The organism is Vibrio sp. 10N.286.51.C3 (genome assembly GCF_003050065.1).
GTDB lineage: Bacteria > Pseudomonadota > Gammaproteobacteria > Enterobacterales > Vibrionaceae > Vibrio > Vibrio crassostreae.
Genome location: NZ_PIGC01000001.1, coordinates 140,537 through 166,430 on the forward strand (window position 1 = coordinate 140,537; position 25,894 = coordinate 166,430).

Here is a 25,894-nt window from a genome sequence, read left to right on the forward strand (position 1 = left end):
CGTCGCAAATGAGTTGATGCGGCTAGTTTGACAGGTCGTTATACTTACAAGTATCTTTATAAAGACATCAGGCGCGATAGGAAGACAAGTTTGAAAAAACAGTCCAGAAACCTTCATCCATCCTTATCAATTGATAAGGCACCATCCAACGTATTTATGAATTTTGAAGCGTTTCTTTCGAACACTGAAACTCGAGTTCATAGCCACTCATGGGGACAGGTCCAGTTGATCAGTGGCGGTATATTAGAGATGGAAGCGGAAAGCACCCGATTTCTAGCGCCACCACATTTGGCGATTTGGGTACCGGCCGGGGTGATGCATTGCAGTTATAACCGTAAGCCTTTGGACTACTGTTCGCTAAATATCGCCCCAGAGCTAACGCAACATCTGCCAGAAAAAACCAGTCTTATAAAGATCACGCCGATTGTGTCTTCGATCATCGATGACTTTCGCGAGCGTGGAATAAATGTTGCGGAAACAGAACAAGATCAAAGGCTTGTCCAGGTACTGCTTGACCAACTTGCGCAACGTGAGGTTGAACACCACTTTTTACCTTCGACCGACAATAAGTACCTAGCGCCTATATTGGCATCTGTTGAAGAAAACCCAACAGACGAAGTGACGCTGAAAGATTGGGCTGAACGTGTTCACACCACGGAAAGAACTCTTTCTCGCCACTGCCAGACGGAGCTTGGAATGAGCTTTACAGAGTGGCGATTGCGTGTCCGCTATCTGTACTCGATGGACTTGTTAAGAAACGGCCAATCGGTCAAAGAGGTCGCTCTTACATTGGGTTATAACCAAGCAAGCCCATTTATCACCATGTTCAAACGTTACGCGAACCAAACGCCAGAACAGTACAAGAACCGTTTGTTGTGATTGGTTTCTTTTGCCAAACGTGTCAATAATCGGCTACTTCTCTTTTTATATTTAAGTTTTTGTTATTAATAGATTAAATTAGGTCTCGGTAGCGGATATACACGTCTATTTCTTCAATGGTTTGAATTTGGTTATATAGGCATTTAGTTTTTTTTTCGTATTTGAGTGATTATTTATATAATCACTTGCTCAAAATTCCGAGGAAAAATTTGAAGTTTATTATCCCAACCATATCAGTATTAGTTGTAACACTTTCAGCATGCGGTGGTGGTAGCGATAGCGCTGCGCCACCACCTCAAAAGACTAAAACCGTAGTGCCTCAAATGTCCATAACCCCGGCATTAGGCAGTGTAGCTGATCCAAAAGATGATGTTGCAAAAAACCTTTATAGTAGCCCTGTAATGTATTCAGCTAATGCTATAGGCAGTACCGATATCAAAGAATGTATTAAGGCTCTGAACCTATTTAATATTTACAGTATTGGTTGGGATGATGAGTTCAATAAAGGGTTATCTGCTAAGCAAGAAAAAGATCTCAAAGGTTTCTATGGTGTTTATGGTGCAAACGGGATTGTAGATTACTCAGCTGGTACCACCGAAGCTATCGAAGCAAAAGATTGGATCAGCTACTTCTACTACGATGCAAACTTTCAAGATTGCGAAGCGCGTCGTTACAAGTCCTATGCCAAAGTAAATAAAGTAGGACAAGACATTACCGAGCTTAGTTACAAGTACAGTGTTGATGCCGATGCGACTACAAATACACCTCAACAAAATATAAGTAACTATACGGCTTGGCAAAGTGACGCTGCGAAAAACACAGTGGTTGGTTTAGTGACCAACATTACAACAGGTAGCATTCAACATAAGCAGCAACTGAAAAGCTTCACATCCGACAGTGGGCGTTCTGTTGATAACGTCAGTTTCAGCAAGATGTTTAGAAATAGCTATTTTTTAGAGTCTTATAATAATGGCGAAGTCGAATATCAAGTGGTTGGCGGTAAGGTGATTGATAGATATGCAAAACCAAACCTGTCAGATCCAGAAACCTACTATGCCGTTAACTTAATTTCGGCGTATTTCCCAGGTATTGGCACCAGAATCAACTGGTGTGTTCGAGGGAGCCAGTTCGTATCAAATAAAGAGACGCCAATCAGCGAAGCGCAATACAACAGTATTATTGAAAAGGGTGATTTAGGTGCAGCTTATTGCGACCCATTTGATACGAACATCAGCCAAGTTCGTTATTACGATACGAAAGGAAGTAAAGTCTCAGACAGTTCTGCAATTGCACTTGAATTAAATAACAAGTTGGCACAAGGCACTATTGTTAAAGACAAGTTGGATCAACGAGTAGCCAATAAGAAGTTGTACTTAGGAAAAACACACAGTGAATATTTCCAAGAGTCCTCTTTGGCGAATCAAGTCGATCAAATCAAAGCCGATTTAACAAAATAGATTTGCTACCGGAGCTTAAGCTCTTATCTGATTAAAGAAACCATAGCCGAACGCAGAAGCCTAACTGTGCTCGGCTACTTTTCGTACCATCCATTTCTTTTTATAAATGAACCGCTCGCATATGAGGTTGGTTTGTATCATGCCTTTGGCTTAATACCCAGTTAACTCCATATAGCCAGATCCAGAATGAGAACCTTTAATCACGATTGGCCCCTCCCAATAGGGAACCGATAGTGGCATTTTCGCATTTGGATTAAGCGCCGAAACAGTCAGTTTAATTTGTTGCGTCGGAATCGAAATTTGCCACTCTGTTGGGTAGTCACGTCCATCGATTTCCGTTTGCTTGATGGCGGTTAAGTTGATGTCTTGCTGTGAAATCGCGATGCCGGAGCCATCTTGATTCATCAACCTCGCATGGGAGTAACTGGCTTTGCCTGTTGTTGAGTTGCGAAGTTGAAACACCACCAAGCTGGTTTCATCACTCAGCCTTAGCGCAAACCAATCCCAACCTTGTTGCGAGTCGAGTAAAAATTGCGAGCTCCATTCTCTGTCTATCCAACCTGTACCGGAAACCTGATGGGTGACTCCATCAATGGTTACCTCGCCTGATACATCGATGAATGGTTGGCTGTAGTAGTAGGAAGCCACTTTGCCATCGCTACTTTTAGTGCTGTAGCCTTGTTCGCCTTGCTTTTGATAAGGCGCGTTGTTGGTTAACTTAAGCGAGTATCCAAATTGATCCGAGTTAGCGACTAATGTCGCTGGGAACAGGTCATCGGTCGTCGACGTCCATTGCCAATCATCGAGATAAACACGAAACGGCGAACTGCCTACACCTGCTAGTTCAGCTTGATCGCGAGACCACTTTTCATCGGCGTAGTGCTTGTCTTTAGTGGTGACAGCACTGTGCGCCATGTAGATTTGCTGGCTTTGCCACGTGGTTTTCTTAGCGCCATTGCCACTTTCTTGTGGTGCAGCCGCGAAGCGGAACTGTGTCCACTGCACGCCTAAAGTGTTGCCGTCTTCATCAATTAAGTTTGCGGTTAAGTACCACCATTCATGACGAAAATCTGGGTGTGCTTGATGGTCGGCAGGGAAGGTGATGTCGATACCTTTTACTACCGGCGTGAATTGCTCAGCCTCTTTTTGTGTTTCATCGTCGGTTTGTGTTTCTGCGCCAAGTATCGAACCCATATTTTGAGCTGATGGTTGAGTGGACTCCTCACACCCTAAAAGGAACAAGATGCCTAGTGTGAGAACGAAAACTCTTATTGCTCGATTCATCACAACACCTCGCTCTGTAAACTGGATACAACAGGTTTGCTGACCAAACGCCACAGTGGAATCAAGGTCGCAAACACAGCCACTAAAATGGTGATGGCTGCGATGCTGAATGCGTCACTCCAATTCCATACATAATTTAAACTCCAACCAAAGGCGCGCAGGGTAACGATGTCCGTCAACACATAACCGACCATAGCGCCGAGTGGTAAGGCGATAACCAGAGTGAAGGCGACCAGAACAACGATTTGCCCGACCACCATCGCCATCAATTTTTTCTGACTAACACCGAGCGCGTACAACCTTGCAATAGCGGCTTTGCGTGCATCGAGCAACATGAAACAGGCGCAGAACAACCCTATCACCGCCACCATTAAAGTGACGCCATTAAGCGCCCGAGTGATAGCAAAGGTTTGTGAGAAGATATCTAAAGCGATCGATTTGATCTGTGCTTGATCGTAAAGCTGACTTGGGTGCAGATTGAGTTGTTGGCGTAGCTGTTCGTACACCACTTGTGGGTCGCCAGAAACTTTGATTCCCAAGCTGGTGGGTAAATCAGTAAATCCGTTTTCGAGCCATAAATTAGGTGAAAGTAACACTTCGCCATTCGGTGAGCCGTAATCGTGGAAAATCGCCCCGACGATGAGTGTTTTGTCTTGGATCGCGTCGAGCTTGAGTCGGCTTCCAAGGGACAAGCCGAGCTTCACTGCCGTAGGTTCGCTGATTGCCACGAATTCACCTTGGTAAAAGCGCGTCCAGAAATCATCAAGGTGGGATTGGAACACCATGGTTTGCTCAAGTGTGTCTTTGTCTTTAGTGCCGAGCAAAGTCGGTAAACCCTGCAAGTTATCGTCGACATAATATTGCTTATAAACGGTTTCAACATTTTCAAACTGCTCTAACGCACGTTCGACATTCGCGATTTCACCTTGGGCAGGGCTAACGTAAATATCGGCATGTAAGCGCTGTTCAAGCCATTGCTTTAACGTGGATTCAAAGCTGCCGACTAAGGTATTCATTCCGATATTGGCGGTGACAGCGAGAAGCAACGCCATCATGGCAAGGGAGAGAGGGGAGATAAGTTCACGCAGCTCAGCGAACAGATATTGTATTAACCCCGATTGGGTGCGTTTTTCGCTCCAGTTCGCTAGCACGCTGAGCGTTTTGGGCAAATACAAAGGAATCGACACCACTAACACACCGAGCCATGCCATGGTGAGGCGGTGATGTTCGCTCATCCATAACCCTGCTAACGCTAGAATAGTTAATACTGACCCGATAACAAACAGCTGATTTTCGTTAGACGTTTCCGGCGCTTGATAGAAACCGCCATGGGAAGAGAGGGGTTGTCGCACGCGCTGTTTAAAGTGCTGCCAACACGCGACAAGCGTTGCGGCCAGCGTGAGTAGCAGTGCCTGCACTAACCATTGCCACTGCCATGTGCCGGGAAGCAGTGTTGCACCATAAAGTTGCTCAAGCGTTATCGCGACGGTTGGGTGTAGCCAATGGCTGAGTTGAATGCCGAAAATGAAACCAAGCGACGCGCCTAGTGTGACTAAAAGAGTCAGCTCGACTAACAGAGCTGAAAATACGATGCTTGGCGCAATGCCGGCTTGTTGAATTTGCACCAACAGCCGATTACGTTTCAGCAGACTATATTTCACACCGTTGTAAGCGATGAATAGGCCAACCAAAAACGCCAACAAACTCATGGCGGTGAGATTGAGGTGAAAGCTATCGGTAATTGAACCGAGATCTGTGCTTTGGTTGTTGGAAATCCATTGCCCTTGCTCGCCAATAAGGCTTTGCCATTTATCCTGTGTATTGCTGTTCGTGTCGCTCTTAGTGTCAAAAATAGCGATGTAGCTCAGTTGCCCTTGCTTGTTAAGCAGTTGCTGAGCGAACCCAATATCCATCAACATTCTGCTACCGAGCTGCCATTCATCTGGTAGCACTACCACTTGAGTGAGCACTTCATCCAAAGTGAGTGCGTCTACTTCGTCCAAACTCTGGTGCTGAGATTGGCTAATCATCACAATGGGTTCTCCCGCTAAGAGTTGCGGCAAAGGTAAGGCATTGTCGAACAGGGAAATGTTTGGCTCTTTGGCTTGAGTATTGCTTTTTTCGTCGATGCGAGCGTGGCGAGCTCTTGAAGTGAGGGCGGCGATTAGCTCACTGCCTTGAACTGACCAGCGTCGGCCTTGTTCGTCTCTTACTCGTCCTTCAATTACAGGTAGCGCAGCGCTTAATCCACTTTGTCTTAAGCTGAAGTAGAGCGATTCCGGCAAATAGTTTTGCCCTGGTGGTGGAATGATAAGGTTCTGCGCTTGAGCGCTAAGTTGCTCGGTCGATTCTGCATAACTGCGCTTGGCATTGAGGTTGATGGCTTGCACCGCGACAAACAAGGTGACCGCAAGCACAATGCCGATCAGAATCGCTGCGGCTTGCAATGGTGACTGACGATAGTGTGCCGCGAATAGATTCAGAGTCAGTTTGGTATGGGTGAGCTGGTTCTGAGCGAAGCCAGTTTGCTTCATTGGATTACTCACAACGCTGCTGCTCTTGGGGTTAGATCCGCGTTCCTTAAACAACCATCATCTAACACCAATTTTGTCTGCATAAAGCTGGCGCATTCTGGGCTGTGCGTAACCAAAAGCACCGCAGTGTTGCCTTGTGTGATGATTTCACTCAGCAGCTTCATTACCTCAATGCCTGCTTTGTGGTCGAGGTTACCTGTGGGTTCGTCGGCAAGCAATAGTTTGGGTTTATGGGCTAGCGCACGCGCTATTGCGACTCGTTGTTGCTGACCGCCAGAGAGTGCGGATACATGTCTTTCGAGTAGCTCGCTGATGCCCAATGCGTCAACTAAATAATCGCACCAGTCGCTCCATTTCTGTTGATTCAAATGGAGCGGGAAGGCGATGTTTTGTTTTACGTTGAGTGGGGTTAACAAGTTGAACTGCTGAAAGATAACGCCTAGTTTTTGATGGCGGAATCGGCTCCACTGTGGATCTTTCCAATCTAATGAGTTCTCGCCATCGAGCCACAACTCGCCACCGGATAGAGGCTCAAACCCCGCAATGATGTTAAGCAGAGTACTCTTTCCACTGCCACTCGCCCCTGTCAAAGCCACGCTTGCCCCTGTCGCTAAAGCGAAGTCGACATTTTCCAGTACGTGATGGGTATCTTTGCCATCAACAAAGCTTTTGTTGGCATGTGTGAGTGTGACAATTGGGCTTTCCATTTCCTTTCCTTATAACCAAAACTAACCATCAAAAGGTGTCGTTACTTGTGGCAATTACCGAAGCGACAAGCTCTATAAAACTGTAGACAAAAATCTCAAACAATAGAGCGATTTATATCGAATTATTAATAACTTGTACTGCGAAAAGAGGGAAATAGATCAGTGTGAGGAGGAATACAGATGTTAGTGGGAGCTATGAGTCACCGAGGAGGCTTTGAATTTATCGTCAGACGGTTCGTGCTGTTTCTCTAGTTTGTTCCTGTTCCATTCTTCTAATGCTGTTCATTGTGAATCCTCGCGTTGTATCTCGGGGGAAATTATACCTATCTAGCAGCACTCAAATAACTCTGATCTAGTTGCAATCTTGCACGGTAGCTCTTGAACATATCACTATGTAGAAAAGTTTATACTGGAGGTGCTGAAAACTCGAAAATAGCATAAGAGATTTTAATGAAGTAAGAAATTTTAGTAGAATCAATCTACTACGAAGTGGGATGAAGATTTTACATTCGGTATGGAAATTATCTGTTAGGTAAATTTAGATGAATGAACATTATGTTATCGAGCTATTTCAACGAGTTTTAGATCAAGCAATATGGTGCGGAAGTGATGAATTAAGAAAGCAAGGTTGGTGTATTACTTCCGAAACTTTAGAAAATGAACTGTTTGATTACATACGGGAACATGAGCTAAGTGAAGTTCAAGCAATAGAAGAGCTATTGACTGAGCGCTTTGAATCATTATTACAAGTTGAGTTAGAAAGAGAAACTCGACTATTGATCCCACCTTACAGTGACATGTTAATCGAATCTATCAAATCGTTTAATTTAGGTTTTTATAATATTTGTATACCGAGTTTATTTAGTATCATCGAATCAGCGTTAATGCATCTTGCAAACAAAGGTGAATACAATAATATTCGCTACGTTTCTGGAATTAGAAAAAGAGAAAGTTCTGAAGCTTTACACTTAGGTCTAAAGAGTAAGCTTTTTCAGATCGCAAACACAACTGAGGAACTGTTTTCACCGATGCGGTTCGATGCTAGTGAATGCGACATTACTTTAAATAGACATGTTTCAGCCCATGGTCGCAGAGAGAGCTCGTACAATAAAACTGATTGCTTGAAATTATTTCTGCTTTTAGCATCCATAAAATCTTGTTACTCAAATTAAACATTTCTAAAAACAGTGACAGGCTGATTTTTAACTCATAGTACTTTACCAACTACGAGTTAGCCTTTTCAGCTCATTCATCGAATATCACCGTTTACTCAGTACAGATGTGATGTTGTAGGGTGGGAATGACAACGACTTAACCACGCTCTAAGCGTCGTTAAGTCGTTATTGGTTTGAGGTCAGGGTTAATAGAGCGCTTTGATCAGAGTGATTTCGCGTTTGATTTGCTTACCCTCTTGCTCAGTCGCCTGCGCCAGTTTCTTTTCGCGTGTGGTTATGGCTGCTTGTTTGGTTTCGTCAGATTTGAACATCAGTTCTTTTACGTTGATAGAAGCGATGTTTGTGTAGCGGCCATCGTCACTGGTCGGGATTGATATGGTTTCATCATTAATCAATGACTTTACGATCTCTCGCTGTTCATTGTAACGGCTCTCTAAACCAGAAAGTGCCCATCGCTGCTGAGTTTTACCTTCATACTGACCGTTCTTTTCTTCTTTAAGATACTTGATGGTCATATTACGGATTGTGCCTGCTTCTTCTCCATACTCTGCTTCCGTATCAAAGAGTACAGGGAATGATTTACCTTCTAGCACGCCGCCTTTCTTGGTTAGATGACCCATTCGATAGCTATTCATACCAATACGGATTTCTGTTTGATCAGTAACCGGTGTGCCATCTGCAAACGCGAGGTTGGTGATGCGTGTACCTGCAGGCTGAGTGAGGTCGATGGTATAAGTCACGCCCGCGAAGAAGTCATTAGTTGAGTATTTTGAAGCTCTGCGTTCAGGGTTAAAGCTGTAGGTCACATCACCGGGTTGCACTGAGTTGAAGTAGCCCGCAGACCATTCCATGTAGGTTCTTAACTCTTTGCCTGTCATCTGGTAGACAGTGATTTCGCCACCTGCGTATTGGTAGTTGTACGCGATGTCTTTGGCTTTGATTGGGCCAACATCGAGCTCTGCATTGTCGTTGTCTATTTGAAGTGCAATGACATTGGCTTTGGGTGCATAGAAGAAGCTCGCTTCTTGGTATAGCGCACTGATGCCTGTGTCTTGAACATGGACTTGAGGGATACCGCGGATTTCGTTTTCTGGGACTAAATCAACGCCGGTAAGCTGAGCGACAGGTCGATTCGCCATTTCTCGGAGTTGTTTGTGATAAGGCTGGTATAACTCGTCCATATTCTCGTCAGAATCTATACCTTTAATTTTACAGGTGAAGCTGTCTTTGTTGACGAGAGTGAATGTGCCATCGCGCTCTTCAAATTGAAGATCGATACGAGATAGGGCGCGGCCATATTTGTCGGGTTCAGTAATAATAACGCCATTCACAACGGCTTTATCGATGCGAGTGTGCATGTGGCCAGCGACGATGGCATCGAGCTCTGGGTTTGCATTGGCAATGTCGGTGACACCGGTGTCGGCAATGTCATTCTCGTTTTCAATCCCCATATGGGCAACCAATACGATGGCATCCACTTTATCATCAATCTCTTTGACGATTTTCTTCACTTCCAAGGTTGGATTAGTGAAAGTGACGCCTTCTAAACGGTTTGTACCTTGCGCAAAGACCTCCGTCATTGGGGTATCCATTCCGATCACGCCGATCTTAATACCACCTCGTTCTAGAATGGTGTAACCCGGTAAGAATGGGTTTCCGTTTTTGTTCTTGATGTTGCCACCGAGAGATTGCCCTTTAAATTGGGTAACGGCTCTGTTGAGGGTTTTAAGGCCAAAGTCGAATTCGTGGTTACCTAAAACCCACACATCGTATTTCATGTGATTAAAGCCAAGCATCATTGGATCAACGGGCTCGTCTTTGAAGGTTTCTACGAAGTTGCCTTGGATGGTGTCGCCAGCATCGACAAGGATAATGTTAGATTGCTCTTTTCGGATCTCACCAACCTTGGTCGCGATTTGGCTCAAGCTACCACGAGTGTTGAGTTTATCCGCCGCGTAATCCCACGCCATAAAATGACCATGAATATCTGAAGTACCCAGTATCGTGACATCGTGTATGTCGCCATCAGCTGCAAAGGTGGGAAAGGCTAGAGAGAGTAGGATGGCGCTTGATAGTATGTGTCTTTTCATAAGTATGTTCGCATCGTGGTTTTAAGTATGACGCTACCATATAGAATCGAGATTACCTTATGGGTGATCAGTGTCATATTTATAGTGATATAACTTACTGATGTTTCAAATAAATGTGATTCATGACCATCTCGTAACCACTTAAATTATGGAGAAACGCATTACAACTCTTTACTGCGTTCTCAATACTCAATTCCTTGAATCAAACTTTCTCAGTGAATCAATTTCCGTAAGCACTTCTGTCTTTGTTTAAGGTGATTGGGTTATCCCGCCATTCCCATTACTTCTTAGAGCGGTCTTAATATTTCTATTAATAACTATACCTTTAATTTATTGTTATGTTATAACATAACAATAAGTGTTGTTTTTGGATGTTCGGTGGGAATTTGAATAAACCTGTATTGTCTGTGCGCGGGCTCTGCGCTGATGGCTTGGCTAACTGGAGAGCCGTCTCCGACGTGACATTTGATGTGAACGACGGTGAATGCGTTGCCATCATTGGGCCTAATGGAAGTGGAAAGTCCAGTTTGCTGAAAGGCATTACAGGCGAATACAAAACCGTCGCGGGTGAGTTGATGTTGTCTGGTATTCCGCTTGGAAGCCTTGAGCGGCAGCAGATAGCCAAACAAGTCGCGGTGGTTACTCAACATGAGCATGTTGATCCTCGTTTGAGTGTTGCTGAATATGTTGGCTTAGGCCGAACTCCTCATACATTTTGTTGTAGTGCAAAAGAGCACAAACGAGCGGTTCAGCAGGCGATGCAAGATGTTGGGCTGATTCACAAAAGCCAGCGGTGCTTTGGTGAGCTATCCGGTGGTGAACAGCAACGTGCAAGTATTGCTCGCGCCTTTGCACAAGAGCCGAGGCTTTTACTCTTAGATGAACCCACAAACCACCTTGATCCTCTCGCTCGTCTTGAACTTCTGAGCCTAATTAAACAACGCGGCATTGCGTCTGTTGTGGTGTTGCATGATTTACCTTTGGTAGCGCCATTCGCCGACAAAGTCTTGTTGATGTCAGACCAAAAAATGGTGGCGTTCTCAGCCCCAGATACCGTGATGCGAGACCGATACATGATCCCTGTTTTTGGATTGCGGGTTCTTACGTTCAATCATCCTGTTATATGCAGCACCATCCATCATTTTGAAGCTGCATCAACTCACTTAACTCTTTCTAATCACTCTTTAATAGGAGCAGCCCAATGAAGTGGCCTGTAATTTCCAGTCTTTTGTTTCTTTTACCTTTCTCTTTTGCGCATGCGACAAGCACTCAATACCCAGTGACGGTTGATAACTGTGGGAGCCCACTGACCATTGAAAAGCGGCCCTCGCGTGTGGTTGTACACGACATCAATATGACCGAGATGGCGTTTGCTCTTGGTCTTCAAAAGGAGATGGTGGGCGTTACGGGTATTACCGGGTGGTACAAGATGTCGAGTTCGTTTGAAGAACGTTTAGGTGATATTCCTGAGCTCGCACCTAAGTATCCTTCATTAGAAACATTGATTGCTGCTGATGCTGACTTCTTTTTCGCTGGCTGGAATTATGGAATGAAAGTAGGTGGTGAAGTGACGCCTCAAACACTGAAGCCATACGGGATTGATACCTTAGTGCTCTCTGAAAGTTGCATTCATACCCAAGACCAAAAAGAAGGCGCGACAATGGATCTGCTTTATGGCGATATGAAAAAGTTAGGCGTTATTTTCGACAAGCAAGCAGAGGCCGAGGCTTTGGTGAAAAACTGGAAAGAGAGAGTTGAAAAAATAGCAGAAAAGCAAAAAGCATCAGGTAAGCCGAGCCCAAAAGTGTTCTTGTTTGATTCGGGTGAAGACAAGCCTTTCACCGCGGGTAAGTACGGAATGCCAAACGCAATGATTGAAGCTGCTGGTGGTCAAAATATCACAGGCAATATGGAAGCTAGTTGGGCTCGAACCTCTTGGGAGAATGTCGCTCGTGAAAACCCAGATGTGATTATCCTTCTGGATTACCAATCGGCGAGTGGTGCCGATTCGTTGCAACGTTTCCTCGAAGCCCATCCGTTAATGAAATACACCAATGCGGTCACTTCTGGTCGCTATGTCAAACTGCGTTATGAGCAACTCACCCCTGGGCCTGCCAATATCGATGCCATTGAGAAACTTGCAGAAGCGTTCGTTTCTGAGTGATCGGGAAGGTTATTATATGAAACCTTATTATTGATAAGAGTAGTAGTCCGTTGATTTTATTTGATAAATATCGGGCAGCATGGCTAACAGGTATCACTGCTATGCTGCTCGCCTTCATGATGAGTTTGCAGTTTGGCTCGGTTCCTTTGTCTTTCAAAGAAGTGCTCATAGGGTTGAGTTCTTTCACTGATCCAATGCCGGATATGACCAGTCGAATACTGATCGATCTAAGGTTACCTAGAGCATTGTTAGCCGTTATTGCGGGCGCAGGGCTGGCGATGGTTGGCGCGTTGCTTCAAACCTCGACACGCAATGATCTGGCGGATCCGTTTCTGTTTGGCTTGTCATCTGGCGCGTCTGCTGGTGCGGTGTTGGTGATCACCAAAGTGGGAGACGCTCTGGGTGTTTGGTCGCTGCCACTGGCTGCATTCTCGGGTGGTATTGTGTCGGCGACCGCTGTTCTGATTCTGTTTTCGATGCAGAAGAAAAAGGGCAATGACAACTTGATCTTGTGTGGTTTGGCGATCTCATTTCTATTCGGAGCCATCACCAGCTTTTTGATTTATTCAGGCGACCAAAGAGCGGCGAGTTCGATTTTGTTCTGGACTATGGGAGGCTTGGGGCTCGCGCGTTGGGATAATTTGATTTTTGCCTTGGCGGGCGTGTTATGTCTGATTGCGTTAATTTTCAAGCGTTATCGCGAGCTCGATACTTTGTTAGTGAGTGAACAGACGACAAGCTCACTGGGGATCAACGTACACCGCCTACAAAGCGAGATTTTTCTTTGTTGTGCGTTTTGTACTGCGTCGATTGTATCGATGACCGGAGTGGTCGGTTTTATTGGCTTGATGGTCCCCCACTTAGTACGACCATTTTCAGGCGTCACTCACAAGCGAGCTCTGCCTCTGGTTGCCTTGTGGGGCGCGGTACTTTTACTATTTGGGGATGTGATTAGCCGAACCATATTAGCGCCACAAGAACTGCCTGTAGGTATTGTTACAGCAGCGCTTGGCGGGTTGTTCGTTTTGTATCTTGTTTGGCGTAAATAGTGCGGCTAAATTCCACCAAACTACACAGGCAGTAAGACGATCTTGCCATCTAAGCGTGTGGTTTTCGATTCAATGAGATCAATCGCGGTTTGCACTTCATCGAATGGCAGGTAGCGGTCGACGTCGAGCTGAATGTTGTTTGTGATGAAGTGATCTAGCATGGTCGTGAATTTATCACGGCGAACATCTTTACCTTCTGCTTCTTCCCAATAACGTAAAAAGAAGGTGCTGAAATCGATACCTTGGTTTTTCGCGTACTCAAAGAAGCGTGGTTCGTAAAAATCCAGAGACAGCGTCCCATAGTTGATAAAACGCCCATTATTGCCAAGGGTGTGAATAAGATCGGTTCCGGGTGAACCGCCAATTGCATCAAAGGCGACGGTTGGAGTTGGCAAGCCTAAGGCCTTAATTTTATTAACTAAATCATCGTTTGCATCCAATACCCAGCTTGTGGCTGTTGGGTATCGTTTCGGCTGTGATGTAACAACAATGATGTTGAAGCCGAGCGATGCTGATAACTGGGAGAAGATCTTACCGATGGCAGAGTTGCCTGCGTTGATGATCAACACATCTTCTTGGGTTAGCTTGGCTACTTCTGTCGTCAGTACCCACGCGGTGAGCGCATTTATATACAACTGGCAGGCGTAGCCATTATCTAGGTGCTGAGGAATGTGGAAGAGGTTGTCTGGTGATACATCGACATAGTTCTGCCATGTTCCACTGGTTGCCACAAGCACGCGCTGATTCACTGCTAATTCGGTATTGCTGGACTCTACAACCTTTCCCACCGCTTCAAACCCCGGTACTCTCGGCGGCTGGTGGCTGTGTTTGTACTGTCCAACACCATAAATCGACAACAGATCACTAGGGTTGATGTTAGTCGCTTCAATTTGTATTCGAACTTTATCTTTGTCTAGTGCCCCTAAAGCGACATGCTCTAGCTTTAGAGACTCTTTCGGCTGCCCGAAACGGAACTGGCTAATTCGGGTATTTTGCTTAGTGTCAGTCATAGTTCGGGCACCTTTGTGGTTATGAGTACTGCATCGACTTTAAGTGTAGCGTGTTCATAAACAATCTTGGATCAGCAATATTGCTTAGCATTGCTGGCGTTGGCAAGCAGTCGTCATCAACGTAGTCGACATAGTCTGCTGCCGAGTCAAAGATCAAAATATCCAAGGCTAAACGATCTAGCCCGTATAGACCTCGATGGATCATGTCCGCTGAAAACACCAATAAGTCGCCTGCGGCTAACGGTATCTGCTTGCCGCCAGAGATATCATCACTGCTCACTTTGCCGTTTTCTTCTTGTCGAACATTGTATTCTTCTTCATTGTCCCAGCGCTTGTGTGTTCCGGGGATAAGCTCCATACCGAGCTCATCAAAAAGGGGCACACGAAGATGCAGTACCTGGGTTTCCATGATGACTTTCATCTGGTCATCAATGTCGTAGTCGTATTGACAGTCGCGATGCCAGAAGTCTTTTTGTTGCGGGTTTACTGGGTTGAAGAACAGCTGTGTATTCATGAATGCCGGTTTGTTCGGAATCACCGCATCAACCACGTCCATCACTTGTTTTGAGCTGATGAAGTCGAAAAGCACGCTTCTATCGTCGGCAGGCAAATATTCGCTTCCCGTAATTAAAGACGAGTTAAATGCTTCTTCTTGATAGAATTCTTCGTTGTCTGCTTTCCATGATTCATGGAATTTCAGTACGACTTTTCTAAGCGATGTAATTTGAGCTTCATTGAAATAATTTCTGATAACAAAGTAACCATGTTCGTCGTAACGGTCACTTAATTGTTGGCTGTTTTCTACCACTGACTACCTTCGTTCCCACAGATTTCTTGGGCGCATAATGCCAGACAGTTGTCATTCAACCAAGTAACGAGTGCAGAAGCCTGTAGATTCAGTGATGCTATGAAGCCAAATGGGGGGGAGTTTTACATGCCTATCTATGTCATAGGCTCATGCGACAAAAGTCTCTGCATATGTGATCCATCCCTTACTTTACAAAATGTAAATATTCATATGGTGAATCTTTTTGTGGTTTACATGATTATTAAGAATGTTGCGATTTGGTTTGCGTATGGAAGATAGAAAATCATGGATGGTTTTTCGCTGGATATGAGAACACTTAATTTTATTATTATTTTGTTCTCTTTCATTTACTGTATTGGCTTATTGTTATTTCAATTCACTCAACAGCCAATTAAAGGGCTTTCTAGCTTTTCCTTTTCAATATTTGTTATTGGAACTGGACCGTTGATGTTGAGCCTAAGAGGGGAACTACCGGATTGGATCACTGTTATTGGTGCTAATATGGTCATTGCGCTTGGTTTTCATCTCGCTTTGTATAGTTTATGCCTGTTCCGAGAATACTCCTTAAAATGTACCTACTTCAGCAGTTTGATGATATTGGCTCTTCTGCTAGGTTTTATTCACTTCACGTACTATGAACCTTCCATCAAGGCTCGAATTATTCTCATTAGTTTCTATTTAGCCTTTGTCACTCTTTGCACTGCCTTTGTGGTGTTAAAGGGTCAACGTGATGACTTGAACTTAGCTACTCGGATGATGGCCTTATCATTTTTGATATATGGCGGCTTTATGGCTTTCCGGGTATTGGTGACGCTATTTTCTGCTGAGCTGCAGGATTTCATGACGGCCGCGCTGATTCATCAACTTGCCTTTTTAGTGAGTATTGTTCTTATCGTGTCGATGAGCTTCACAATGCTCTGGTTGATTAATGCAAGATTGCTTAGGTCTATTCATGATCTGTCTTACAGCGATCCTTTAACGGCACTTGGAAACCGCAGAGCATTAGATGAAATGGTTCCAGTTATCATGAAGCAGGCGGGGACTACTCCTGTCAGTGCCATTATGATGGATATTGATAATTTTAAGTCGATCAATGACCAACACGGACACATAGTGGGTGATCTCGTTATCAAGTCTTTTGCTGAAATGGTTCAAAGTGCAATCAAAACATCGCCTACAGCCAGTGCGTTCCGTTTTGGCGGAGACGAGATAATGATTTTATTGCCCAATGTTAATTTCCTACAAGCACAGGCTATTGCTTGCAAGTTGCGGTTGTCTATTTCAGAGATCTCAGCAGTGCAAGGAAATGAGATGTTTCTGACGTCGAGTTTCGGTGTTGCTCAGCTTCACCCGAATGAGAGTTGGAATGGGTTTGTTAGCCGAGCCGATAAAGCGTTGTATCAAGCGAAAACAAACGGTCGTAATATGACTTCAATTTGTCCTAGTCATATTAACGAACTCGTCACTGCCTGATGATGACAGGTCTTTATGCGTTAGTTTGACCCGCCACTATTTTGATAAAGCCATTATATTGTTGGCTGTGGCGCTGAGTCTGCTTTTTGGCTTTGCGTTAACGTCTGTGAGGCAGTGGCTTTAGTTTCTTCCGTAGACGTAAAATGTTTATCAGTTAGCGTCACGGTCATTCCTTCATGCTTCACTGTTGTGCTTGACGCTTCTAATTGGGCTTGGTTTGTTGTCGCGGGCTCTGCGAATGCCATCATTGAGGTTGTAAAAAAGATCGTTGTTAGTGCGATTTGAGTAAGGGTTTTCATTGGGCTGTATCCTATTGGGTAATGATTAATAGCTGATACGTGCACTATAAAAATTATGTGGAGGCCGTTCTTATCATTTTACGCCACTGTAATATTTATGCGGTGGGTGAATATTTCACTGGGGTATGATTTCCAGTCCTCTTTGACCCAACGTCCAAGTATGGCGACGTTCAAATCACTGCCACATCACCAATACCGCTGCGATAGAGAGTAAGATGAGTGCAACAATGTCTTTGCGAGCAATACTTTGCCCCAACCAGAAGTAAGAGATTAACACCATAAAGACCACCTCAACTTGTCCCAACGTTTTCACATAAGGCACGGCTTGAAGTGACATTGCACTAAACCAGCCAAGAGAACCGATCACACTGGCTAGGCTTGTCATCACCACCAATCTCGACTTCTTGAATATCTGGTGTAACGTGTCGCGTTCTCTGAAAAAGAGGTACGTACAGATAATCACTGTTTGAAGAGAAATAACTAGGAACAGCACCCACGCTGCACTATGAGGGAAGGGAAGGCCGATGTTCAAGCTGGCTTCTCGAACCCAAAGAGACGTTAAAGCAAACGCGGTACAGCAAGCCATACCTAACAAAAACACTTTGGGGGAAAGGCTTCGCCAACCTGAAGCGCTACTCATGATGAGCACGCCCAAGGTGCCAATTAATACGCCTACCCAGCCTGTAACGGTCAACGCTGTGCCAAAAAATAACACGGAAAGCACAGCAGAAACCGGAGCTTCACACTTGGCAAGTCCAGCACCAATCGCATAGTTTTCGAGCTTAAATAGCATCACCATCAAGCCTGTTGCAAGGATCTGCATGATTGCCGCAGCAACTATGTAGAAAACAAACTCACCGGAAAAATTAGGCGCGGAGACTGGCTGCCATTGGTACAGCGAATAGAGATAAATAAGTGCGATTGGGCCAGCCCAAATAAAACGAGCCAGCGTAACGCCAGCCACACTCATTGTGCCCGCTAGTTTGCTTTGAAAGGCATTGCGCCAAGATTGGCTGAAGGCAGCAAGCAGGGTAAAGGCGATCCAACTAAAAGACATGACGCTTCCATGTGTGATGTAATTTGATGGTGATACTAACAAAAAATCACATGATAAGAAGTGTCATGATCTGTTTATAGCCACAGGCTCACCTTTATTCTCTATTCAGTATTGGAGCGCTCTTCAGAAGATCGGCTGTTTCTTGTTTTTGAAATAAAACAACGCGCTGATTAACACGAACAGTAAGGCGAAGTAATAGCAGAATGAAGAGAGCGATGCTAAGAAGGCGAGGTTCTGTTCTATTTCTTGCTCGGTGTAATTATTAGAGACCAATTTGTAGTAGTAAGCGTACAAGATCCCGATCAGCCCGTATCCGAGGTTAAACATCAAACCTTTGAAACTAAGAACGGTGGCTCGGTTATGTGACTCGGTCTTTTTGTTTAGGTGGTAGCTGATGAAAATGTTCATCGTCATGATGATAAAGATAAGCACCAGCGCAGGAACTACCCCATAGATGGACCAACCTAAACTGATCCAATAGTAGGTCGCGATACTTGCTAAGCCCATGACAATAATAAAGGTTTTTGGCTCGATACTTTCTGCCAACCTCCGGCTTTGCCCCGCTAAAATGATTTTTAGCAGACTGATTCCCGCGCCAATAAAACCAAAATAAATAATAGGAATATCGATAGCGAGATAGTATTGGCTGTTCATGGTTAAGAACATGCGTGAAGTGTGTTCGAACAAGCTGTAATAGAGCAAGATGAACAGCACGTAAGGCGTAGCAAGTACCCACTTACCTGTATCAGCCGTTAACTTGAGGCTGGCGATGGTCGTTGCTAATTTGCTCTGATCGCTTGGCATCACCTTCTTTTCTTCACGCATGTTTATCGCGGCATAAAGTGCGAGTAACGCGACCAAGAGAGTCGCGAACACAGGGATTCGCATCAGGTCTTTGGTGCTTTCTGGCTCGGCTAGCCCAAGGAAATGAAAGATGTTCGCCATGAAGTTCACGTCGTACATCGCAGCGCCGATCAAGGTGACAAAGATACCGACACTAGAAGCGATACGGAGCTGGATTTGTAACACTCGCGGCCACAACTCTTCATTGCCTTGTTCTTTTAAGGTGTCGTAAGCCAATGCCTCATCTGCACCACTTGCCAATGCCATTGCTAACCCACTGAGTATTCGGTTGACCAAAAATACCATGAACACCAAGTTAGCGTCTCCGGTCGGTACGAGTGCGATCATGGCTATCTCTATGAACATCACAATCGAAGACAACACTACAAGCTGTTTGCGACCTAAGGTATCGGCGAATGCCCCAGATGGAACTTCTGCAAGTACGATGGTCGCCGCCCAAACTACGTTTAGCATGGCAAACTGAGAGAGAGTTAGTCCGTAATCTAAATAGAGTAGGGTGAATATAGGGTAATAAAAACGCGCAAAGTAGCTGCTTCTAAACATTAAGAAGTAGCGGACATTGGGAATTTTAAGAATCTCTTTGAGCGTCATGATAATTTCAGTAATTTAGATAATACATTCTTATGTATAACCCTTTTACTCTTTTAAATCATGGAATTGTTGCATTCTTCAATATCTTTTTGATTTATCGAGAATCTGTTGAATGGGTAAGGCTTGCGGCGTTATGCTTTTATAAGGAAAAATCATACCGGAGAGTGCTTGGTGCTCAATCATTGTCGCGTAATCGACAGTTATTGGCGTGAAACCCTAAATAGTTCTGTTTATTAAGAGATAGATTGAGTTAACGGGAATTAGAAAACTTAAAGAGATAGATGGAATATCTACTTAAGATTGAGCCTATACTTAAAGCTTATCAATAAGATAAAGGATGAAATAATTAATTTGGACGACTATCAAGTCATTGTTAAGCATCATGAATCGCACTACTCAGGCGAGGTACATACTCATGATTATGCTCATTTAGCTTTTATACACCAAGGCTGCCAAATTCTATCAACTGACCAGCACAGTTTACTCTCTATGCCCGGCTCTTTAATTTATATTCCCGCTGGCGTATCACATCGTGCTGACTTTCTAAAGCAATCACATGTTTCCTTACTTCGCCTACCCCAAGCTGCAACTCCTAATATCACTAAAATATGCATATTGGACGTATCTCCCATCGTTGCTCAGCTATTCAGTGTTTGGGAAAATGGAGGACCAGAACAAAAGCTCGTGACTCACTATGTGCACGTTCTAGTCGACCAATGCATCCTTTGTAAGCCAACCAATAACCCCCTAATTGCAAAGGGAGGGATGGACAGACGACTGCTATTGGTAATTGAAGCATTATCAAACAAACCTAACATCAAAATGTCTATCTCAGATTTATCTAAGCAAACAGGGGCTTCCGTTCGTACCTTAAACCGACTTTTTTTGTCGAGTTTCAAAGCATCTTTTCGAGATATCCGACAAAAGGTGGTGATGGAACGTGCTGAAAAAATGATGGCAAAAGGCATTAGCGCAACTGACATTGCATTCGAACTTGAGTACTCAAGCCTGTCTTCATTCTCCACTGCATTTAAAGAACATCAGAAAAAAGCACCCCAGAATTAAACTTGGCGCAATTTGTAAACACAGTGTCGTTTTACCCAAAACCTTAACGTGAGGATCTATTTAACATGATGCTCTGTTCTTAACGTTTATGGGAAAACGAGTGTCCAAAATAACCAATATATTTATCAGCATTTTAATGGCATCGAGCTATTTTTTTGCGTCGAGCATGTATACGCCAAGCTTTCCAGATATACAAAGTGAACTCCACACCTCTGAGGCGTTAGTACAACAGACGTTGAGTCTGTTTTTTATCGCTTTAGCATGCAGCCAGCTTATCTGTGGGCCGTTATCCGAGCGGTATGGGCGAAAGCCCGTTGCTATTCTTTCATCTGCGATTTTTGTCGTTGGTTCAATGACTTGTCTCATGGCTGATAACATAGATATTCTGTTACTGGGTAGGATCATCCAAGGTTTAGGGGTTGGTGGCCTTTACCTGCTCTGCCGAACAATACTCCAAGATGCCTTCGAAAAAACGGAACTCATGGGGATACTTGCTTGGTATGGGATTCTTTTTATGAGCCTACCCGGTTTAACGCTGATTTTAGGGGGATACCTGACTCAACACTTTGGTTGGCAAGGTAATTTTGTCTTCATGGCATCTTTATCGATCGCAACACTATTGATTATCACATTTATGAAACGTGAAACGATCAGCCAGAAGAACCCTGATGCAATTAAGCTTAAACAGATACTAAAAGACTATGCTTTCATCACATCGAACGTAACGTTTCTGTGTTATTTGGCAATGATGTTCAGCGGGACGAGTTGCCTACTGCTTTTCCAAGTAACGGGTTCTTTTGTTGCTCAGAATCAATTTGATTTAACGGCCGCAGATTACGGAATTGGGTCAATGGTTTTGATAGCGAGTAGCGTTGCATCAAGATTAATTTGGAACCAGTTTCTGAAGAATCGTATCAGCGAAAATATGACTCTAGTTTATGGGAGCCTGATTCAAATTGTAGGCTGTGCTGTTATTACTCTGAGCCTTTTCGTACATAGCTACTCACTAGTGTTACTCGGGTTTTCATTGATGGCGTTTGGCTCTGCATTTTTACTTGCGATAGCTGGCGTTTCTGCATTGTATTTGTTTCCTAATCACAAGGGGCAGGTTGGTGCTATCTACGGTGCTTTGCAGATGGTTGGAGCATTTGGTTTTACGTTTTGTTTATCGTTCGTTCCGGCCAATCACGAGGTAATGGTTCTGAGCAGCTGGGTATTGTCACTGATGAGCAGTGCCGCAATTATTGTCATGTACATGTGCCAGCGAAAAACGTTGGAAATGCCTGTCGCTTAATCAAGTTTGATTCAGAAAAGTCATAGAATTGATAATTTAGGCTGTTAATTTTGCTAACAAAAAAATCCCCTCAAGGTACGCTCTGAAGGGATTTTTTATTAACCAATAATGCAGTTGTTAGCCATTACCTGCTTGCCATTAGCTATTCATTTTCTGTTTCCTTAGAAGCATTAGACGTTGTGCCTTTTTTCAACCAATTATCAAGCACGTGTTGCAGTGCATTCAAAGAGGTTGGTTTCTCTAGGCGACCATCCATCAACTTGCTGATCATATCTAACTCGTGCTGTCCTGATTCGCCAGATAAAGCAATGATTGGTGTTTGAGGAGAACGTGCCTTGATGATTTGGCTTGCGTCAAAACCATTCATTATTGGCATTTGTACGTCCATTAAGATCAAATCGACCTTATGTGTTTTGAACTGCTCGACGGCATTCTCACCGTTTTTGGCTTGTAAGCTATTTACGCCAAGTCGATTCAGGTACATTTGAACAAGTGTGCGTTGTACTTCTTTATCATCGACGATAAGTACGGTTGGAGCCAAATGATTTCCTGGCTTTAATGTACTTGTGGGTTCTGAATTTTGCGTTGCCGCTTGGTTATCTGGCTTAGCTTCTACGTTGGTTTTGTTTTCAGTTGTGGTTTGATTACTTTTCCAATCATTGAAGTAAGGCGTACGAAGTGCGTCTGCTTTGGGTGCATTGGGTACCACAGGGAAGTACAGGTGGAACTCAGTAAACTCCCCAAGCTTAGAGTGGCATTCAACCCGGCCGCCAAATGAACGCATCACTCGTTGGCAATAGCCAAGCCCTAGGCCACTACCACCGCTTTTTTGGTAAGAGAAGAAGTCATCAAAAATCTTATGCGTAATGGCTTCATCAATGCCGGGACCGGTATCTCTGAATATTAGAACGTTCTCGTAAGATCCTGTGTTGGTGCTGATCTCAATTTGGCTTTCTGGGTAAGAATCAAAGTAGTAGATTGCATTGCGTATCAGGTTGAAAATGACGAAGTTGAATAAGGTTTCGTTCAGCTTTGCTACAAAATCAGCGTGTTGTGGTAAACGAATGCGTTCAATGATCTTTTCATTCTCAAAACCATAGTGGCTTACGGCTTGATCCACGGCTTTGTGGATAGAGGTCATCGTCACAGGACCGTTTTCCGGCGTACTGTCACTGACTTCGCGCAGGATGATATCAATCAGTTGCCGCCCGCGTTGAATCGCCGCTTGGCCATTCTCAATATCCTTTAGGATTTGTTTAGCTGGGGCTTGGTTATCTATGTGCTGCTTTAACACCTCAAAATGCAGCTGCACTTGAGCAAGAGGGTTACGCATTTCGTGTGCGATAGAATTAGCAAGGGCGCGACTTTGGCGAATGCGTCTATCGGCTTCAATGGTGCTTTGTACACGAGTTAACAAGGTTTGCAGGGCAGAGATCTCTTCGTTAGAGAACATCTGATCGTTGCTCTTGTGTGACGACACCAATAAGTGCGTGACCGATTTCCCCTGACCAAATAAAGGCATCACCAAGGCGGTGTCGTTTGAACTCATCTTGTCATACAGGGCTTTTATTGAGCGCTTGGCTGGTGCGGTGTAATCAAGCTCCTGAGAAAGTTCGTCAAACACTAAAACAGACTTGTTGGTAGACAGATAATCTTCGTAGAAAGTTTCGTTGTAGTTGCTGTTCACCAGACGCAGCTTGTCTTCTGGAATCTGCAGTAGGCTACCTAATCGACGCATTGCATCATCAATCGACAGCTTGAAATCGTCTTCTAGTGAGAGGATCTGCTGTACTGGCGTTTTCTTGTTTCCGTAGACAAAGAAGGAAGCGTAGTGGCTCACTCGTTTGTAGAGAACATGCCAAGTGATGCCGATAATCGCACAGATTGGGATAGCAACGAGCCATTGACTGTTGTCTGTTAGCGGGATAAATATCGCGCCAAAAGGGATCACCAAAATAGCACAGACCAACAGCGCATTTAGGCTCATGTACGCAAGGTATTTCACGCTGTAGAAGCGCGAGGTCAGCAGGGCATAGCCAACGAACAACATTTCACTGATCGACAAAGCTGGTGGCAGCCAAGTGAGCGAGAAATCACGCAAGAAGTAGGTCATGCCTAGGTGGATTGTCGCAGTGGACAGCATGAATACCAAGATACCTGCGATCATGTAGTTGGTTTTGGCTAAGGTCAGCTTACTACTGTTGGTGCGCATGGCCACGAGGTTGAGTAGTGTTAGGACAACAAAACTTATCATCCCAATGAAGAAGTAAGGTGTTTGAGGGCCGAACTCAATCACGAACTGGCTTGGGCCTGCAATGGTGACGTGTTCAACGGTTAACCCCGGACTTAAATTGATAAAGAAGGAGTAGACGGTTAAGGTGACGAAAATGGCTTGTTGCCATGCGTGAACCTTACCATTGCGTTGTTCGGCGGCGAGCTTACACGAGAAGTAATAGGCAAAGGCAAACGCAAAGAAAGAGGCGAGGTTGGCAAACTTTGCGGCGAACACGGCGGCCGGGGCCCCAAGTTCCGGTAATAAGTCGGTATGGAAATAAGCGTTACTGCTGATCCACGCAACAATGCAGATCGAATACGCGATGTAAGGGGCATGGTGTGTCCCCGCAATCACTTCGTTCTTTTGTTTCAGGCGATAGCAGTAATAGAACAACCACATGACAACCACAGCCACGGTTGCAAGCAGTGTGATTGCTTTTGCATAGATGATCGCCTCTAGGCCGAAATCAAACATGTTCATCCTTTCTTACCGAGCTCGATTTTTCTAATGACTTTCGGCTTTCTCGCACTGCGCGTTTGTAGCTGCGAAAATCGACATTATTGAACGCTTTTACCATTATCTCGAAATTCCAGAACCCACGATAAATTGTTGTGCCATCATTATTTAATTCGCAATACCCAGAATGGAAGTATGCTTTAGAATCAATGGTTTGATAAAACTGAAGCATGAAAGGTTGCTCGATAATAGTAAAACCGATTTTGTAGCCTATTTGATGTAATACACTCATCAGCTCTTTTTGAGCAAGGTAGAGGAAATAGAGTTTTTGTTGGGTATTACCACTGACTGTCAGACGCAGCACTTCACACAGGGCATTCTTATCGGACAATTGTAACTGGAATTGTTGGTCAAATTCTGGAAGAGAGTAACATTTTGACAGTGTAGGCGGTGTCAAAAGTTGTAACCCTGCGAGTTCAGCGTAGCCGTAATTGGGTAAACAGTATTGCCATTGCTCATTGCTGAACGGCGGTGCGTAACTTAGCCAAGTGTCATTCTTAGACCAGTCTTGAATCAGCGCAGAGGAAACCAGTGTTGGAAAGGCTTCATCGACCGGATGTTTGAGCAGAATAAAATGCTTACCTGCCTGAGAAAGGTGTAATAAAGGCAGCATCTCAAACCATTTTTCACCCTTGATGAACACCTCAAGATTGCTCAAAGCAATGGCATCGCTGATGGACATTCCTTGTGGGTGGCTCGGTGTTTGTACCACAAGCGGATCATCTTCTATTCGTTCAATGATTGCACCATAGTAAGCGCTGTCTTTGATAGGGAGTTCAGTGTGAGAGGGCGCACTTGCGTCCAACGGTGATTTTGCTTTGATGGCTGCAATTTCACATTCACACCAAAAATCTAACCAATGCATGTAACACTGACTTGCGGCCGCTTCTAACAGTGCCATCTCTTTCGATAAGGAACTTGGATAGCGTTGAATAAGCTCGCGATAGTCCATCAGTTCAAATAAAACTGAGAGGCTTTTGTGTTGATGTTCGGGGAAGAACGATTCCAATAGTCGTCGACGATAGTCTGTGACGGTTTGGAAAAGAGCGATACGTTCTTGTGGCTGATAAGCGTTGATCGTGAGCTCGATCAGCGCTTGTTGTTTCTTTTCGATAGACAGACTGCTAGCCAATAGTGAGTCTAAAGACGACGTTAATTTCATGGTGTGAACCTAGCCTAGGTTTATATAATTATTTTTATTTGATTTGCACCAGTCAACTCGACACGGATTTATAGTAAGTATTTGAAATAAAGTTACTTTGATGAACAAACGTAACTCTAATTGTGTCTATTGTTTTTAAAA

At 44.4% G+C, this 25,894-nt stretch carries 20 protein-coding genes; 9 read left to right on the forward strand and 11 right to left on the reverse strand.

Annotated features, from left to right (window positions below):
- Window positions 1-90 precede the first annotated feature (90 nt).
- Both CWO27_RS00575 and CWO27_RS00580 read left to right on the forward strand, forming a co-directional pair.
- The gene (locus CWO27_RS00575; protein WP_048661047.1) at window positions 91-879 is read left to right on the forward strand and encodes an AraC family transcriptional regulator; all 789 of its coding nucleotides are present in this window, start codon (window positions 91-93) and stop codon (window positions 877-879) included.
- Window positions 880-1,088: 209 nt separating this feature from the next.
- Complete coding sequence (locus CWO27_RS00580; protein WP_107898353.1) at window positions 1,089-2,336, forward strand: hypothetical protein; 1,248 nt, start codon at window positions 1,089-1,091, stop codon at window positions 2,334-2,336.
- Between the two features lie 150 nt (window positions 2,337-2,486).
- Here CWO27_RS00580 and CWO27_RS00585 read toward each other — a convergent pair whose 3' ends face one another.
- From CWO27_RS00585 to CWO27_RS00595, 3 genes are read right to left on the reverse strand one after another with little or no spacing between them, the layout of a single operon-like run.
- Window positions 2,487-3,620, reverse strand: coding sequence for a lipocalin-like domain-containing protein (locus CWO27_RS00585; RefSeq protein ID WP_102478662.1), 1,134 nt, complete (start codon window positions 3,618-3,620; stop codon window positions 2,487-2,489).
- Complete coding sequence (locus CWO27_RS00590; RefSeq protein ID WP_107898473.1) at window positions 3,620-6,154, reverse strand: ABC transporter permease; 2,535 nt, start codon at window positions 6,152-6,154, stop codon at window positions 3,620-3,622. Before CWO27_RS00590 ends, CWO27_RS00585 begins: the two co-directional genes overlap by 1 nt.
- Before the next feature lie 8 nt (window positions 6,155-6,162).
- Window positions 6,163-6,861, reverse strand: coding sequence for an ABC transporter ATP-binding protein (locus CWO27_RS00595; protein ID WP_107898354.1), 699 nt, complete (start codon window positions 6,859-6,861; stop codon window positions 6,163-6,165).
- Window positions 6,862-7,403: 542 nt separating this feature from the next.
- On the opposite strand from CWO27_RS00595, the gene CWO27_RS00600 reads away from it, so the two are divergent.
- Entirely contained in the window at window positions 7,404-8,033 is a 630-nt protein-coding gene (locus CWO27_RS00600; protein WP_107898355.1) for a hypothetical protein, read from the forward strand.
- Window positions 8,034-8,221: 188 nt separating this feature from the next.
- On the opposite strand, the gene CWO27_RS00605 is transcribed toward CWO27_RS00600, so the two are convergent.
- Entirely contained in the window at window positions 8,222-10,126 is a 1,905-nt protein-coding gene (locus CWO27_RS00605; RefSeq protein WP_107898356.1) for a bifunctional metallophosphatase/5'-nucleotidase, read from the reverse strand.
- Window positions 10,127-10,497: 371 nt separating this feature from the next.
- Between CWO27_RS00605 and CWO27_RS00610 the strand changes: the two genes are divergently transcribed.
- The 3 genes from CWO27_RS00610 to CWO27_RS00620 all read left to right on the forward strand — a co-directional run bounded on the left by CWO27_RS00610 (window position 10,498) and on the right by CWO27_RS00620 (window position 13,339).
- Complete coding sequence (locus CWO27_RS00610) at window positions 10,498-11,331, forward strand: ABC transporter ATP-binding protein (protein WP_107898357.1); 834 nt, start codon at window positions 10,498-10,500, stop codon at window positions 11,329-11,331.
- On the forward strand, window positions 11,328-12,290 hold the full coding sequence (locus CWO27_RS00615; protein ID WP_102479253.1) for an ABC transporter substrate-binding protein: 963 nt from the start codon (window positions 11,328-11,330) through the stop codon (window positions 12,288-12,290). Before CWO27_RS00610 ends, CWO27_RS00615 begins: the two co-directional genes overlap by 4 nt.
- A 101-nt stretch (window positions 12,291-12,391) precedes the next feature.
- On the forward strand, window positions 12,392-13,339 hold the full coding sequence (locus CWO27_RS00620; protein ID WP_065614844.1) for a FecCD family ABC transporter permease: 948 nt from the start codon (window positions 12,392-12,394) through the stop codon (window positions 13,337-13,339).
- A 20-nt stretch (window positions 13,340-13,359) separates the two neighbouring features.
- Here the strand turns inward: CWO27_RS00620 and CWO27_RS00625 are convergent, their stop codons facing one another.
- Together CWO27_RS00625 and CWO27_RS00630 are read right to left on the reverse strand one after the other, a co-directional pair.
- Window positions 13,360-14,349 carry a zinc-dependent alcohol dehydrogenase family protein gene (locus CWO27_RS00625; RefSeq protein ID WP_107898358.1) on the reverse strand — a complete coding sequence of 330 codons (990 nt, stop codon included), beginning with the start codon at window positions 14,347-14,349 and terminating at the stop codon, window positions 13,360-13,362.
- A 19-nt stretch (window positions 14,350-14,368) separates the two neighbouring features.
- On the reverse strand, window positions 14,369-15,157 hold the full coding sequence (locus CWO27_RS00630; protein WP_107898359.1) for a phytanoyl-CoA dioxygenase family protein: 789 nt from the start codon (window positions 15,155-15,157) through the stop codon (window positions 14,369-14,371).
- A 285-nt stretch (window positions 15,158-15,442) separates the two neighbouring features.
- Between CWO27_RS00630 and CWO27_RS00635 the strand changes: the two genes are divergently transcribed.
- Window positions 15,443-16,630 carry a GGDEF domain-containing protein gene (locus CWO27_RS00635; protein WP_102479504.1) on the forward strand — a complete coding sequence of 396 codons (1,188 nt, stop codon included), beginning with the start codon at window positions 15,443-15,445 and terminating at the stop codon, window positions 16,628-16,630.
- A 53-nt stretch (window positions 16,631-16,683) separates the two neighbouring features.
- Here the strand turns inward: CWO27_RS00635 and CWO27_RS00640 are convergent, their stop codons facing one another.
- The 3 genes from CWO27_RS00640 to CWO27_RS00650 all read right to left on the reverse strand — a co-directional run bounded on the left by CWO27_RS00640 (window position 16,684) and on the right by CWO27_RS00650 (window position 19,441).
- Entirely contained in the window at window positions 16,684-16,929 is a 246-nt protein-coding gene (locus CWO27_RS00640) for a hypothetical protein (protein ID WP_102479505.1), read from the reverse strand.
- A 175-nt stretch (window positions 16,930-17,104) separates the two neighbouring features.
- On the reverse strand, window positions 17,105-17,986 hold the full coding sequence (locus CWO27_RS00645) for a DMT family transporter (protein WP_107898360.1): 882 nt from the start codon (window positions 17,984-17,986) through the stop codon (window positions 17,105-17,107).
- A gap of 123 nt (window positions 17,987-18,109) precedes the next feature.
- A complete protein-coding gene (locus tag CWO27_RS00650; RefSeq protein WP_107898361.1) occupies window positions 18,110-19,441 on the reverse strand; it encodes an MFS transporter in 1,332 nt (443 codons plus the stop codon).
- A 300-nt stretch (window positions 19,442-19,741) separates the two neighbouring features.
- Between CWO27_RS00650 and CWO27_RS00655 the strand changes: the two genes are divergently transcribed.
- Window positions 19,742-20,506: a helix-turn-helix domain-containing protein gene (locus CWO27_RS00655; protein ID WP_240699550.1), complete on the forward strand. Its 765-nt coding sequence runs from the start codon at window positions 19,742-19,744 to the stop codon at window positions 20,504-20,506.
- A 100-nt stretch (window positions 20,507-20,606) separates the two neighbouring features.
- The gene (locus tag CWO27_RS00660) at window positions 20,607-21,800 is read left to right on the forward strand and encodes an MFS transporter (protein WP_170960801.1); all 1,194 of its coding nucleotides are present in this window, start codon (window positions 20,607-20,609) and stop codon (window positions 21,798-21,800) included.
- Window positions 21,801-21,942: 142 nt separating this feature from the next.
- Here CWO27_RS00660 and luxN read toward each other — a convergent pair whose 3' ends face one another.
- Window positions 21,943-24,549: a quorum-sensing autoinducer 1 sensor kinase/phosphatase LuxN gene (gene luxN, locus CWO27_RS00665; RefSeq protein ID WP_107898362.1), complete on the reverse strand. Its 2,607-nt coding sequence runs from the start codon at window positions 24,547-24,549 to the stop codon at window positions 21,943-21,945.
- On the reverse strand, window positions 24,542-25,753 hold the full coding sequence (locus CWO27_RS00670) for an acyl-homoserine-lactone synthase (protein ID WP_102432340.1): 1,212 nt from the start codon (window positions 25,751-25,753) through the stop codon (window positions 24,542-24,544). The genes luxN and CWO27_RS00670 overlap by 8 nt, the downstream gene beginning before the upstream one ends.
- Window positions 25,754-25,894: the final 141 nt, after the last annotated feature.